Source organism: Streptomyces sp. WG7, from assembly GCF_049975785.1.
Classification (GTDB): domain Bacteria; phylum Actinomycetota; class Actinomycetes; order Streptomycetales; family Streptomycetaceae; genus Streptomyces.
This window is the reverse complement of sequence record NZ_JBNGGE010000003.1, coordinates 149,779-163,037: the sequence shown is the minus strand read 5'-3', so window position 1 is coordinate 163,037 and position 13,259 is coordinate 149,779. Positions and strand designations below refer to the sequence as shown.

Genomic DNA, 13,259 nt, shown 5'->3' with positions numbered 1-13,259 from the left:
ACGTCAGTACGTCGGCACGTCACCACGCCACCACGTCACGAGGCTTCCGGTACGAACTCACTGCCCGCCCCGCTCCACGAGACGGCCAGCGCCTCGCGCGCCCTGGTGCAGGCGACGAACAGGAGGCAGCGTTCCCGCAACAGGTCGCAGTCGTGCTGCAACGCGTCCACGGCGGCCGGAGTCACCTCGCGGGTGAACGGCACCGCCCCCGCCGTCACTCCGAGCACGGCCACGCAGCGGAACTCCAGCCCCTTCATGGCGTGCATCGTGGCCAGCCGCACACCGTCCGCACCGGGCCCCGGGTTGTCCCTGACCCGCACCACCGGCACCCCGGCCCCGGTCAGCCTGTCGTACGCCTTGTCCAGCAGCACGTTGAACCGGGCGCACACGCCGATCTCGGAAGGGCTGATGCCCTGCGCGATCCACCCCCGCACCCGCTCGACGAGCGCGGCGACCTCCGCGTGCTCCGAACCGTGCCCCTCCACCTGCGGCCTGCGCCCGTGCAGCAGCGAACGGTACCCGGCGAGGGTGTCGCTGCCCTCGCCCCCCAGGTCGTCGACGGACACCGGGCTGAGGATGCCCGTCGACCAGGTGAGGATCTCCTCCGTGCTGCGGTAGTTGATGCGCAGCCGGTGGGTGCGTCCGGCCACCGCGATGCCGAGGGAGCCGAGCGAGACCTTCGAGTCGTAGATCCGCTGGTGCGGGTCCCCCGTGAGGAACAGGTCGTCACTGCCGGGCGCCACCGCGCCGCGCAGCACCCGCCACTGGGCGGGATGCAGGTCCTGCGCCTCGTCGACCACGACGTGGTCGTGCGTCGGCGCCGACGCGGCCAGGAGCTCGGCGGCCCGGGCGCACACCTTCAGGTGCGTCGTCGACCGCTGCTCGCGCAGCATCGACTCGAACAGCTCGACGGCGGGCCACAGCAGCTCCCGCCGGGCCGGTGACAGCGCGCTGCCACGCCCGCGCCGGGACGCGGCACGGTACGCGTCCAGGGTGCGCAGGTCCTGGGCGAGGACGACATGCCGGTACTCCTGCGCCAGGAACTGCTCCGTCCACGGCAGCCCGAGCTTCTTGACGACCCGCTGCCACACCTGCCGCTCCTCCCGGTCGCCGACGGGGGAGGGCACCTTGCCGTCGATACGGGCCACGACACCGTGCGCGTACGCGTTGACGGTGGTCACCTCGACCCGGTCGAGCAGCGCCGCGTCACCGTCCAGGAGGAGGCCGAGGTTCTCGCGCAGCGAGGCGGCCAGCGCGTTGGTGTACGTGGTGAGGAGGACCCGCGCTTCGGGCGACCGGGTCAGCAGGTGCTTGACTCGGTGCAGGGCGGCGACCGTCTTGCCGGTCCCGGGGCCGCCGGTGACCTGCACCGGACCGCCGTACGACACCCGGTAGGCGACCCGGCGCTGCGAGGGGTGCAGGAAGACCCGCCAGGCCGTGAACGGCTTCTCCAGGATGTCGGCGAGTTCGTCCGGCCCGCTGACGAGCGTGATCCGGCTGGTGGTGTTGGCGATGGCGGCGGCGAGGGTCTCGTCCGGGTCGGGCCCGGCGTCGACGGGACGGCGTACGGCGACCACGTCCCGGTACACCTCCTCGGGCGGGAACCCCTCGGCGAGGTACTGCAGCACCTCGAACTGGTCCTCCGGCAACAGCGTCCCGAAGGCCTCGAGCTGAGCCTTGTCGATGATCGTCCGCACCGCGCGCAGTACCTGGTCGTCGATGCCCAGCTCACGCAGCACGGTGTTCGAGTACGAGGCGAACAGCAGCGATTCGGCCGCGGCGGCCGCCTTCTCCAGCTGCGGGGTCAGCTGCTCGATCGCCCGTACGTTGCGGACCTCCAGGGCGCGCGTCGCGGAGTTCGTGGTGTACAGCCGCTTGGCGGCCCAGGTGTAGGCGTCGTCATGCGCCACCACGTTGACCAGCAGGAACACATCACTGCCGTCGTCCGGTGCGAGCACGACGCCCCGCCAGAAGTCGTTGATGCGGATGGTCCGCATGCGGCGGTCGGCGGCCTTCTCGACCGATTCCAGATGCAGCCCCTTGTCCTGCTGCAGCTCCGGCACGGTGAGTTGCTGGAACTTCTGCATCGCCTTGCGAACGCCGTTCCTGACCGGCTTCTCGAGAGCGTCGTAGCTCTCCCAGAAGCTGTTGGCAAACGCAAGCTGCGGCACGACGCGTACTCCCCACCCCTGACTGACACGGCCCGGCCGATCATACGGGCGCGGCACCGGCGCCGATCCGGCACCGTCGCGTCAGCCGCCCCCCATCCGCCGCGCGACCTGAGCGATGTCGGCGAGCAGACCCGCCGGCCCCTGGTCCAGGTCGAGCGCGTGCTGGTGGATCAGGATGCCGGCGTGACGGACCCGGTGGGCGGCGTGCGAGGCGTTGCCCTTCGCGTAGACCAGGTGCCCTTCTGGCAGGCCGAGGGCGGTGCAGTACGCGAGCATCTGGTACAGGTCGGCGTCCGGATAGCCGCTCCGCTTCTCCGCCTTGTACTTGGCGTCCGCCACCGCGCACGGGGTGCCGTCCGGCCCGTACAGCACGAAGTCCGGACGCATGCGGATCGCCGACGCCTCATCGAGGTGATGACTGTCCTGGAGCCGGGCGACCCGGCCCGAACCCGTCAGGGCCTCGCGCAGGGCGACCGTCACGAAGTCCTCGAAGAGCTGGTTCATGTCGAACAGGAACCCGTCGACGCGGAGCCCGCCGGGAGCATGCTCGACCGAGGCACCGCCGAGGAGGACCTCGGCGAGACGCAGGGCGTTCTGGTACCGGGCGTTGAGGCGGGTCGGCTGCCAGCAGGGCACCGGCTGCCCCCGTACGACGGGCGTGACGTCGGCGAGCCGGGCACGCTGGTGCAGCAGCCCGCGCCGGACGTCGCGCGGTACGCCGGGCAGCCGCAGCAGGCGCTCGACGGCCGTGCGCAGGACGCGGTTCTCGGCGATGTCGGTGGTGAACTCGTCGTACGCCACCTCCACCGGCAGCATCGCGCCGAACCGCCGCTGGATCTGCTCGGCCTCCCTGATCCGGCCGCGGACGACCAGGGAGCTCTCCTCCGCCGCTCGGTAGCCCTGCAGCAGCCCGTGGCGCAGCGCGCGGTCGATCTGCCGCTCCACGGCATGGGCGAGGGCGGGGACCACGTCCCGGTGCCCGGCCACGTCCACGTCCCCGTCCCGCCAGCCGCCCTTGGGGTCGAGGCTGTAGCCGAGCAGGAAGAAGAGCCGGGCGATGGGCACCTTGGGGCTCACCCGTACGGTGAACGGTTCCCGCACACCCGGTACGGCGATGCTCACCGCCCCGACCCTGCTGCCGGCCCGCACCGTCCAGCGGCCGGGCGTGTACGGGTCGGGTGCCGCGTCGACGACGTCTCCGGCGGCCAGCGCACGCCCCACGCCGTCGGGCAGGGCGAGGCCGGTGGCGGCCGCGTACTCGGCCAGTTCGACGCCGGTCAGGACCGTCGTCGCCGCCGCCTCCGCTGCCGCGGGCCCCGGGACGGCACCGTCTCCGGCGGACGTCATCCCAGTGACCCGCGCAGCGCGGCCAGCCCGTACCGCGCCTCGACGTCCACATCCTCGCCGTAGTGGTGCTCCTCCAGCAGCGGCAGGATCTTCGTCCGCCAGGTCCGCTCCAGGCCGCCTTCCCGGAAGACGCCCTTCTTCATCAGATACGAGGGCCCGATACGGAAGTCCGGGTCGCCGATACGGGAGTTGAGCGCGTCGAGCAGGTCGGCGGGCTCGCGCTCCCTGCCCTCCCGTTCCAGCCACCTGCGCAGCAGCCCGCTCGTCGGCTCGGTACGCGGCGACAGCTCCACGAACGCGAACCGCCGCCGCATGGCCGCGTCGACGAGGGCGATCGACCGGTCGGCGGTGTTCATCGTGCCGATGACGAACAGGTTGGGCGGCAGCGCGAAGTCGTCGCCGGAGTACGTCAGGCGCACCGACTTGTTGCGGTACTCCAGCAGGAAGTACAGCTCGCCGAAGACCTTGGCGAGGTTCGCCCGGTTGATCTCGTCGATGATCAGGAAGTGCGGGATGTGCCGGTTCCCCTCACGGGAGGCGAGGTCGGCGAGCTCGCGCAGGGGGCCGGCGGTGAGCCGGAAGGCCACCTGCCGGGTCTCCGCGTCCTCCTGCGGCCGGAACCCCTCGAAGAAGTCCTCGTACGCGTACGACGGATGGAACTGCACCAGCTTGACCTGCTCAGGACCGCCGCCCAGGAACTCGGCGAGCTTCAGCGCGAGGAAGGTCTTGCCGGTGCCGGGAGGACCGTAGAACACCAGCTGCCGCTCGTCGGCCAGCAGGTCACGCACCTCGCGCAGCCACGCCCCGTCGTGCACGAGCAGCTCGGCGGCCAGCTCGGCCGTGGGCTCGGGCAACTCGGGATCGCGGCGGGCGACGATCGCCGGCACCTCCGTCGTCGGGTCCCGGTCCTCGGCCTCGGCCTCCTCGGCCAGTTCCTCGTCGCTTCGCCCGAGCCCGTCGACGAGGGGGAGCACGGAGGTGAGATCCACGACGTCGTGCTGCACGGACAGCTTCTGCTGCAGTGCCTCCGGCAACTCGTCGTAGGGCACGTCCCGCTGCCAGGTCACCTTCCGGCGCAGGTTGGTGAGCCCGTCCTCGGACTCGACCTGCTCGGCCGCGCCGTCGACGAGCCCGACGTGGAGGCGTCCGCCGGAGATGGTGCAGACGGTGTCGCCGGTGCGCATCTGCGTGAGGAAGTAGTGCAGTTCGTCGACCATCACCTGCTTCTGGCTGTAGGAGGCGCTGGCGTCGTAACCCTCCTGGACGTACCGGCGCAGGGCACTCTTGGTGGGGTCGTCCGCGCCGAGCGGCGGCAGGTGCGTCGCCGCGAGCGTGACCAGCCCGCCGGGCAGCCACAGCCGCCTCACCAGGTCACGCCCCGCCACGTTCGACCCGCGGACCAGCCAGGCCTTGCGGGGCGCGCGCCAGGAGTGGCCGAGGTAGTCGACGAGCGGGAAGTCCTCCTCCGTACGCCACTCGGTCAGGGCGTCCGAGCCGCGCCCGGCCACGATCGAGGCGGCGGCCGACGGCGAGTTGCATTCGACGTCCCGCGCTGCCTCCAAGTAGCCGGGCCACTGCTCCGACTCCCGGAGGGCGCCCTCCTCGATCAACGCCTCCCGCTGCGCCGCCGCGTACGGACCCGCGCCCGGCAGGGTCTCCCGCCGCACCGGCGAACCGGCCAGCACCAGGAACTGCGGGCTGCCGTTCATCCCCTTCGAGGGCAGCACCCGCCCGCGCGCGTACGGTCCACCGTTCGGCAGCCGCAGCCGGAACTCCGGGTATTCGTCGGCCATGTGCCCCCCACCTGCTCCTCACCTGTCGTCATCGTTCCCCCAACAGAAAGCCCGGCTGCAACACTACGCGGGGTCGTCCCCGCGCAGCCTGATCGGCCTCCGGTCACGCGCCCCGTCCAGCACGGTACGGTCGACTGCGGGCCGGGGCCGGGGCGTGGCCGCGGTGAGTGAGATGACGCCGCGGTCGCTCAGCGCGGTCTGCCATTCGCTCGGCCTGGGCCGCCTCCCGCGTTCACCGGCGGCCTGAGCGAACAACCTCCGTACCGCGTCGCCCTGGCGGTCGTTGAGGCAGTCCACGACGAGCGCCAGAGTCTGGCCCGGCACGACGTACGGCTCCTGGGCGAGGACGCGTCCCGCCACCAGAGCCGTCTTGTACGCGTCCGTGTCGACCGTCGCATCGGTGGAGGGCGCGAGCGGATCGTTCCAGTCCGGAGTGCCGGCCTGGGCCTGGACCGCCGCGCGCCCCACGCGACGGAATCCGTCGCAGTCCAGGAAGTGCACCGTCGGCTCGGGGGAGACGGACCACAGAACGTTGGCCTGCGAGATGTCGCCAATCACGAGTCCGGCGTCGTGGAACCAGCCGATGGCTTCGACACAGGCCAGGGCGAGGGCCCTGCGTTGCTGAGGAGTCGGCTGCACAACCTCCTGCCAGGCGACCTTCGGAGCCCTGATCAGATACTGCAGCTCGATGAGCTTCGACGCCCCGGTCGAGGTGCGCCACATCATGTGGGAAGGAGCACGCCTCATGAGGAAACCGAGCGTCCGGCCATTCTCGACCACCCGGCACAGGGGCCAGGCGGCGAGAGCGTCAAGACGGTTCCGGTCCGCCTGAACGAGACCCTGCCGAAATCCGACCAGGTCGGCCAGGGCGTCACCGTTCACCTTGGACGGATCCTTGTACTCCTTGAACAGCAACGATCCGTCGCCGACCGCGTGCACGTCTCCTTGACCGCCGCTGCCGATCCGCGCGCCCAGGGCGAGGGACGACCGCACGACGTCGGCGCCGTCCTCCACGCTCACTCCGTCCCCTCCCACACACAGATGACGGTCCGGTCGTCGTCGTAGGACTTGGCCCTCGTCTGTGCCTGCCACAGGAAGTCGGACAGCGAGGGCACCTCGGGGCCGCTCCACGCGTCCGCCAGGTGCCGAGCGAACGCGGGATCCTGCTGGGTGAGGGGGTTGGTGATGCCGTCGGTGCCCAGGAGAAGCACGTCGCCCGGTGCGGTAGGCAGCAGGTGAACCTTGACGGTGCTGTAGGCGTGCGGGAGCGCCTCGGTGCGGGTGTCCAGGAGGGTGCCGTCATGGATCGGGTCGCCTCTTTCCCACCTGCCTTCCCGCAACACGAACAGCCCGCCGTCCCCCACGCTGAACACCACGCGCTCGCGGATGCGTGGGTCCGTCGGCACCAGCAGGACGTGCAGGGTGGTGGCGTGGTCCTGGTCGGCGCCCAACCTGCTGACCGCGTGGGCGATCGCCTTGTTGGCGATCGCGCGCAGCTCAGCCTCGTCCCGGGCGGTCAACGCCGCGTGAATGCGCTCGGTCTCGCCGTCCACCTCAAGAGCCGCCTGACGGGTGAAGCGGTACGACCCGACGTGTGAGTACTTCGCGGAGCCCACCCCGTCGGCGACCGCCAGGAGGAGGAACTCGGCCTCCGGCGGGCCGACGCGCGTCACCACCATGGAGTCCTGGCGGCAAGTGCCCTCCCAGTTGTGGGAGTCGCCACGCAGCGATGCGGCCCGCACGGTCAGCTGCCCGACCCGGGCCCCGTCCAGCAGCACCGCAGGGGTGAAGGCCGCGAAATAGTCCTCGCTCCGCACAGTCGGGCACTGCAAGGGGTGCGACGGATAGCTCGGGGGCCGCTGACCGACATGGGCCGGCGCCCCGCGCAGGAACGCGTCCTCGGGCTCCGCAGGCGACTGGGACGGAACGGGATGTTCCGGCACCGCGACCGCGGGCGTGAGGGGAGGCGTCGCCGGCTGCGCCGGGACGGCGGTTCCGGGCTCACGCGTGTCGTTGACGAGGATGCCGTCGGGCAGGCCGGCGAGGTGTTCGTAAAGACGGTCGCCGTCGACCGGCTCGCCGACGCTCCTCGGATCCGCCTGCACCCCGTAGGCCTCCCACTCACTCGATGGGCCGTTCACAGCTTGTCCAGGGAAAGGCTGGTGAAACCGGGCACCTGCTCGTCCATCTGAAGCTCGAAGCCCTCTCCGCCCTGGGCGGCCATGCTGGTCGCCGAGCTGACGATGGACCGGGTGAGACTCGAGGCGAACTCCCGCAGTGCGACGGCCGGGGAGATGGAGTCGTTCTGCTGCAGGAACGCCTTGAAGTTGGCCACCTCGGTGATGGTCGCGGCGTCGGCGTCACTGATACCGAACGCGATGATCTTGGGGGCGTAGCGGAACGCGTTCAGCTCCTTGAGCGCGGTGCGCCAGCCCTCGTCCGTGGGGATGCCGTCGGAGAGGAAGAACACCACGGGGCGGTACACGTCGTGCCCGTCCGCCTTCAGCGCGGTGACGTCCTTCTCGATGGTGTCCTTCAGGAGCCGGAAGGCGGCGCCGAAGGAGGTCACTCCGCCCGCCGACAGGGACGGCAACTGCGTCAGCTCGCTCAGATCGGCCAGCGGCTGCAGCACGGAAGCCTGCGTGGAGAAACCGATGAGGGCGAAGCGGGTCTTGTCCGCGACACTCGGATTGGTACTGATCTCGTGGTGCAGGTCGGGCAACGCGGAGTTGATGGCGTCCACGCCGGTACCGGCCATGGAGCCGGACTCGTCGCACACCATGTAGAAGGGGAGCAGCTGCATGGATGGGTTCTCCTGAGCGGGTGAGACGGTCTGACCGTCAACGGGTGTAGAAGTAGATCTCCAGGTCGGCGGTGCCGGAGTCGCCGCCGTTCCAGAAGTCCCGTGTGGTCGCGTCGACGAACATGTCGGGTCGTGCCTTCCGCAGGGACTTGTTGACTTCCTGCGCGTATGCCTGGCCGGCACCGGGTTCGGGAGCCTGTCCGAAGGTCAGTACGAAGGCGGCACTGCGGCCCTCGTAGCGGGCGGTGGCAGCGCGGAGCTGTGTCACCATCCGGGTGGTGTCACCCCCTGCGGCTGTCAGACGGATCTTCACCGGCTTGCGCTCCACCGACCGTGGTCCCGTCGCGGTCCGACTCGGTGCGGGGGACGGCTTGGCATCGGCCGGCTTGGAAGGACGAGCAGTGGTCTGTGCGGCAAGGGGATCGCCGCGGTCTCCCATGGACACCAGAGCGAGTACGAGCAGCATGTCGGCGAAGAGCCATCCGGCGAGTTGGAGCGGGGTGAACCGGAGACGTCTCTTCGGCGGGCTCACCGGTCCGGTCCGATCCCGGCGCGCAACTCCTCGGCCCGCCGCAGGTCGTTCTCCGCATGTCGTCGGGCCGCCTCGGCGCCCGAGCGCGCCGCCTCCGCGTCGACCCGTGCTGCCTCGGTCTCACGCAGCGCTCGCTCCAGAGCGTCGGTGACGGTGACGAAGTGGTCCGTCGCCTTTTGAACAGCCTGGCTGCGTGCCTCGATACCGAGCAGCGCCTCCCGTGACGCCTCGGCGGCCTCACCGGTGCGATCCGCCACCGTACCGAGGCTGTTGAGGAGCCGGCCGTTGACATCCGCCGCGACTTCGATACCGGTGGTGAACCCGCGCTGAGAGGCGGCCAGAACAATCAGCGACTCCTCGACCTGCTGCGCCGCCCCGGACAGTGCGTCGCGAACGCGGTCGCCGTTGTCGCCGACGGCCGTCTCCAGCCGGTCCGCGGCGCGGGAGAGAACGTCGCGCATGCCGTCGCCGGCCGCGCGCAGCTCCTCCAACGCCTTGTCGAGGGCACCGGTCTGTCCGCTGACCGCGTCAGCCAGTCGCCGGCCGGCTTGGGTCAACGGATCGTCCAAGCCCTGCACGGCGGCCTGAATGACCTTCCCGCTGTCCCGGACGGTCTCCTCCATCCGCAGTACCACCTGCTCGATCGGCTTCACATACGCCTCGGCCTGGACGAGGCGCTGCTCCGCCTTGTCGGCGGCCCGGCTCACCAGCTCGGCGGCTCGAGTGAGCTCCTCCTGCGTGGTGATGGCCTTGGTGTGCATGCGCTGCAGTCGGCCGGCCGCCGAGTTGAGCTCTGCCGCGAAGCGCTGGGGCGAGGCGAACCGGTGCTCGTTGAGCGAGAGCTGCGCGCGGGTGAGGACCGGCACCAGACGGGCAAGAGCCGCCCGGGACCGGGCCTGTGCCTCTTCCTCGCGGCGTTCGGCGGTGGTGCGCCGGTAGCCGTGCACGGCCGTGAGGACGAAGAGCATCAACAGGGCCAGACACCCGCCCACGGCGACATGGCCGAAGCGGAACGTCTCACCGAGGTGCCCGTCGAATCCGGATTGCCACAACTGCAGGAACGGCCGGCCGGCGGCCTTGGGGTCGTCTCCGGTCAGCGCTCCGTAGGCGCTGGAGGCCTGCCACAGACCGAACCAGGTGAAGAGGAGGGGCAGGAAGACCATGGAGCCCAGCACCCAGTCCAACGCGGAGTCGAATCTCTCACCCCGACCGGCGTCCGCCGGTTCGGCGATGCTCTCGGGGCGGGCGAAGTGGGCCATGAGGTCGAGATCGGCCCATGGATCCAGGGCATCCACGTCGGTGGAGCCGAGTGCCTGTGCCAGCGCACGCAGTTCGTCGGCGCGCGGGGCGAGCGCAGGATCCTGCGCCACATCCTCGAGGTGACGTGCTGTCACCCCTTTGTCGAGCGGTATTCCTGTGATCATTTCCCACCCCTGCCCGGTGACGCCGGGACTTCGTGCAAATCCGAGCGCGGCGTGGGCAGGGCGAAGGCCTGCCGCGTACCCCCCAGATGCCCAGAATGAACCATTGAACTGACGGAGACCTTCACGTCTCCTCCACTGGACGCGCAATAATAGACGACGATCACACGGCTTGGACGGCGTGGCGTACGACGGTTACGCAGATCGGTTGGGTAAGGGGGCGTCCATTGAGCGGCGACGGCAGGCGGCGCGGAGTCATCGACCTGGCCGGAGGGGCCGGAAGACGGACGCCGCAGGAGCCGCTCCCGCGCACCGTGGAGCTCACCAAGCAGACGCCCCGTGCCGAGATCACGGGGCGCGGCATCCTTCAGATGAACCTGAACTGGTCGGTCACCGCCGAGGCCGACCTCGACCTGGGCTGCTTGGTCCTCACCCGCGACGGAGCCGGCACAGCGGTGCAGCCCCTCGGCGCACAGTTCGGCGACCTCGACGCCTGGCCCTACGTCAGCCTCGACCAGGACGACCGGACCGGCGAGACATCCGACGGCGAAACCCTCCGCATCAGCCTCGAGCACCGGCGTCAATTCTCCAAGCTCCTCGTCTACGCCTACATCTACGAGGGCGCGGCCGACTTCCGCACCCTCGGAGGTGTCGTCACCGTCAGTGCGCCGAGCGGCACCTGGCGCATCCACTTGGACGACTCCCCGGCCGGCGCCACCTCCTGTGCGATCGCCCTGCTGACCCCGGGGCGGACGTCCACCCTCGACCTGCGGCGCGAGGTCCGCTGGTTCACCGCCGAGCCGTTGCTGTCGAACCAGCAACTCATCGATGCCGCATATGGTTTCGGCTTCGATTGGGTGCCGGGGGCGAAGCCGCCGCTGTAGCCGGATCGCGGCCGACCGGCCGCGGTGATGGGCCGGAGCTGGACCGGTTCGGCCCGCCCCTTCACCCGTCCCGGCCCGCTCTTTCGGCAGCGACCTCCGCAGCAGGGTGAAGGCCTCCGAATCGAGCCCGGCTTGACGCGGGTGGGCGAGCCGGAGGCTGCGCAGCGAGTCGAAGCTCTCGATCGCTGACGTCAAGCTTGGGTCGGGGGAGGGGTGCGGCTGCGCGGGCACGGTCTGCTCCTTGAGGCACGGCTACATGGGCCAGCACTGACAGAAGAGATGCCGCGGTGGCGCTTCGAGCATGCCTGATCCGTGTTGACGATGTCAACGTACCTAACGAGTAGCCGCAACTCTAGATTTGTGAATGATGTCCGAGTGTCTTCTTCTCGGTCCCGGGCTGGCAAACTCCGGTGCGGGTGGTGCTCCCGACTGGCACGATGGCACCCGGTATGCACGCTCGGGCGTGTTGAGCGCCGTGGCTGAGGAGGGGGAACGGTGGAGGACTGGATCTATATCCTCAACCCGCACAAGGACACCCTGGACGGGGAGCCTTCCACCAGCGAGACCATTCACCGCCTCGCCCGGGAGGAACCCGAACTCGACCTGTGGCTGAGCCGGCGCAACCGCATGAACAAGGGCGACCGCCTGTGGTTCTTCTTCACTCACCCCGTGTCGGCGGTCGCCGCCGTGGCCGGTATTGACGACGTCCCCTACGTCGATCCCGAAGGGCCGGAGTACGGCTACCGCGTCGACGTGACCCTGCTGTCCAAGCCGACGCAGGCGCTGTTCGGCAATCCGGTGCTGCGGGAGGACCTGAGCCTCGGTCAGGTGAGATCGGTGCAGAAGGTGAAGCCGGAGGCGCTGCCCCTGCTGCTGGCGCGGGCGGGACTGTGAGTACGTAGCGCCGGCACCGCGACAGCGCACGGCGTGCCGTCGCGAGCTGCGGAGCGTGTTGGAGGTGTCGCCCGAGGTGGTGGCTGAACACCCCCGACCCCGCTGCGCTCGAACAATCCTGGAAGTGCCCTGACGGTCTTCAAGGTGGACGCGGACGGCTGGTCTCCGGCTATGAGACGGCCGTCCTCATGGCCGAGTCGTCGTGATCGGTTACGGCAGACGGCACGGTGTTCGCCGACTGGTGTGACAGTTCGGCCCATACGGTCTTGCCGCCTGGCGGATACGGTTCAGTGCCCCAGCGGTCGGCGAGCGCGGTGACGATCAGCAGGCCGCGGCCCGACTCGCCGTGCAGCGGCGGCGCGAAGTCCGGCACAGGGGATGGGAGGCGATCACCGCGGGCGTCTGTCACGGCGATACGGAGGACGCCGGCGGCCGGGTCGTGGGTGAGGGAGAGACGGAAGTCGCGTCCCTGGACCCGGCCGTGCAGCGCCGCGTTGGCCGCGAGCTCCGCCACGATCTGCTCCGCGCGGTCGGTGACGTCGGAAGGGGCCTGCCAGGTGCGCAGCTGCTCGTAGGCGAGCAGCCGGGCAAGACGGGCGCCGCGACGCGTGGACGAGAGCTGCTGTGTGAACGTCCGCACGGCGGCGGGAGGCTGGGGCGTGGTCGTGCTCATAGGGATCAGGGTGACGGGAGCGCGGTGGCACGTTCCAGGGGATCGGTCCGTACGTGGAGTCAGGGTACGGGCGCTCCGCGTGCACCGTACGCGGGTCGGACGTCACGTCGGGTGTGCGTGCGTGGCCACGGGACGTGGCGCGCAAGGGCGGGCCGTTGACATCACCCGTCGAGCCGGTCTCCGTACGCCGCGGAGCGGAAGCGTATGCCGGGAACCCCTTCCGGCTTCCGGGGGGGGGAAGGGAGAAACGGGGCTGAAGGACGGGCAGTCGGCAACCGACCCCGCCCCGCTCCTCCTGACGCCTTGCGGTCAGAGTTCCCACACTTGGTCCGGGTCGTCCAGTGCCGCCCGGACCTGGGAAAGGTCTCCGATGTCCGCGAGAGGCGAGCTTTTGGCAATGTCGACGATGCCTCGGACGACGCTGTGAAGCACTTCGCCGTTGCCCTCGTCGAGCGCTCTGTCCAGCCTGGCGAACATCTCCTCGAAGAGGTTGCGCCGTTCCGCGAACGCCTGTGTGAAGTAGTCCTTGAGGACGGCTTCAGCGGCCCGGATCCGAGCCACCTCTGTGGCCTCGTAGGCCTCCAGCCGGGCCCTCTTGGTGCTCTCGACCTCATGGATGTGGACGCACTCACGGGCGGCTTCGACAATCTGGTTCAGCGCGGCGAAGCCGTCCACCGCCTGGACGGAGCCCTTGGCCGCCTTGAAGACCTTGCCGACATGCACTTTGGTCTGGTCGGGCAC

The 13,259-nt window shown here is 70.1% G+C and carries 12 protein-coding genes; 2 read left to right on the top strand and 10 right to left on the bottom strand.

What is annotated here, in order from left to right; translation table 11 throughout:
• Positions 1 to 35 precede the first annotated feature (35 nt).
• The 8 genes from ACP4J0_RS05210 to ACP4J0_RS05175 form a co-directional block, all read right to left on the bottom strand.
• A complete protein-coding gene (locus ACP4J0_RS05210) occupies positions 36 to 2,171 on the bottom strand; it encodes a UvrD-helicase domain-containing protein (RefSeq protein ID WP_426597400.1) in 2,136 nt (711 codons plus the stop codon).
• A gap of 81 nt (positions 2,172 to 2,252) precedes the next feature.
• Positions 2,253 to 3,518 carry an McrC family protein gene (locus ACP4J0_RS05205; protein ID WP_426597399.1) on the bottom strand — a complete coding sequence of 422 codons (1,266 nt, stop codon included), beginning with the start codon at positions 3,516 to 3,518 and terminating at the stop codon, positions 2,253 to 2,255.
• Positions 3,515 to 5,311: a DUF4357 domain-containing protein gene (locus tag ACP4J0_RS05200; RefSeq protein WP_426597398.1), complete on the bottom strand. Its 1,797-nt coding sequence runs from the start codon at positions 5,309 to 5,311 to the stop codon at positions 3,515 to 3,517. Before ACP4J0_RS05200 ends, ACP4J0_RS05205 begins: the two co-directional genes overlap by 4 nt.
• Positions 5,312 to 5,374: 63 nt before the next feature.
• Complete coding sequence (locus ACP4J0_RS05195; RefSeq protein ID WP_426597397.1) at positions 5,375 to 6,331, bottom strand: hypothetical protein; 957 nt, start codon at positions 6,329 to 6,331, stop codon at positions 5,375 to 5,377.
• Positions 6,328 to 7,452: a protein phosphatase 2C domain-containing protein gene (locus ACP4J0_RS05190; RefSeq protein WP_426597396.1), complete on the bottom strand. Its 1,125-nt coding sequence runs from the start codon at positions 7,450 to 7,452 to the stop codon at positions 6,328 to 6,330. The genes ACP4J0_RS05195 and ACP4J0_RS05190 overlap by 4 nt, the downstream gene beginning before the upstream one ends.
• Positions 7,449 to 8,114: a vWA domain-containing protein gene (locus ACP4J0_RS05185; RefSeq protein ID WP_426597395.1), complete on the bottom strand. Its 666-nt coding sequence runs from the start codon at positions 8,112 to 8,114 to the stop codon at positions 7,449 to 7,451. The genes ACP4J0_RS05190 and ACP4J0_RS05185 overlap by 4 nt, the downstream gene beginning before the upstream one ends.
• A 37-nt stretch (positions 8,115 to 8,151) precedes the next feature.
• Positions 8,152 to 8,385 (bottom strand): hypothetical protein, encoded by a 234-nt coding sequence (locus ACP4J0_RS05180; RefSeq protein ID WP_426597394.1) that lies wholly within the window; start codon positions 8,383 to 8,385, stop codon positions 8,152 to 8,154.
• 257 nt (positions 8,386 to 8,642) lie between these two features.
• Positions 8,643 to 10,016 (bottom strand): hypothetical protein, encoded by a 1,374-nt coding sequence (locus tag ACP4J0_RS05175; protein ID WP_426597393.1) that lies wholly within the window; start codon positions 10,014 to 10,016, stop codon positions 8,643 to 8,645.
• 278 nt (positions 10,017 to 10,294) lie between these two features.
• Between ACP4J0_RS05175 and ACP4J0_RS05170 the strand changes: the two genes are divergently transcribed.
• Both ACP4J0_RS05170 and ACP4J0_RS05165 read left to right on the top strand, forming a co-directional pair.
• The gene (locus ACP4J0_RS05170) at positions 10,295 to 10,951 is read left to right on the top strand and encodes a tellurium resistance protein (RefSeq protein ID WP_426597392.1); all 657 of its coding nucleotides are present in this window, start codon (positions 10,295 to 10,297) and stop codon (positions 10,949 to 10,951) included.
• A gap of 495 nt (positions 10,952 to 11,446) precedes the next feature.
• Positions 11,447 to 11,845 (top strand): hypothetical protein, encoded by a 399-nt coding sequence (locus ACP4J0_RS05165; RefSeq protein WP_426597391.1) that lies wholly within the window; start codon positions 11,447 to 11,449, stop codon positions 11,843 to 11,845.
• 169 nt (positions 11,846 to 12,014) lie between these two features.
• On the opposite strand, the gene ACP4J0_RS05160 is transcribed toward ACP4J0_RS05165, so the two are convergent.
• Both ACP4J0_RS05160 and ACP4J0_RS05155 read right to left on the bottom strand, forming a co-directional pair.
• Positions 12,015 to 12,518, bottom strand: a complete 504-nt coding sequence (locus ACP4J0_RS05160; protein WP_426597390.1) for an ATP-binding protein — start codon at positions 12,516 to 12,518, stop codon at positions 12,015 to 12,017.
• 309 nt (positions 12,519 to 12,827) lie between these two features.
• Positions 12,828 to 13,259, bottom strand: coding sequence for a hypothetical protein (locus ACP4J0_RS05155; protein ID WP_426597389.1), 432 nt, complete (start codon positions 13,257 to 13,259; stop codon positions 12,828 to 12,830).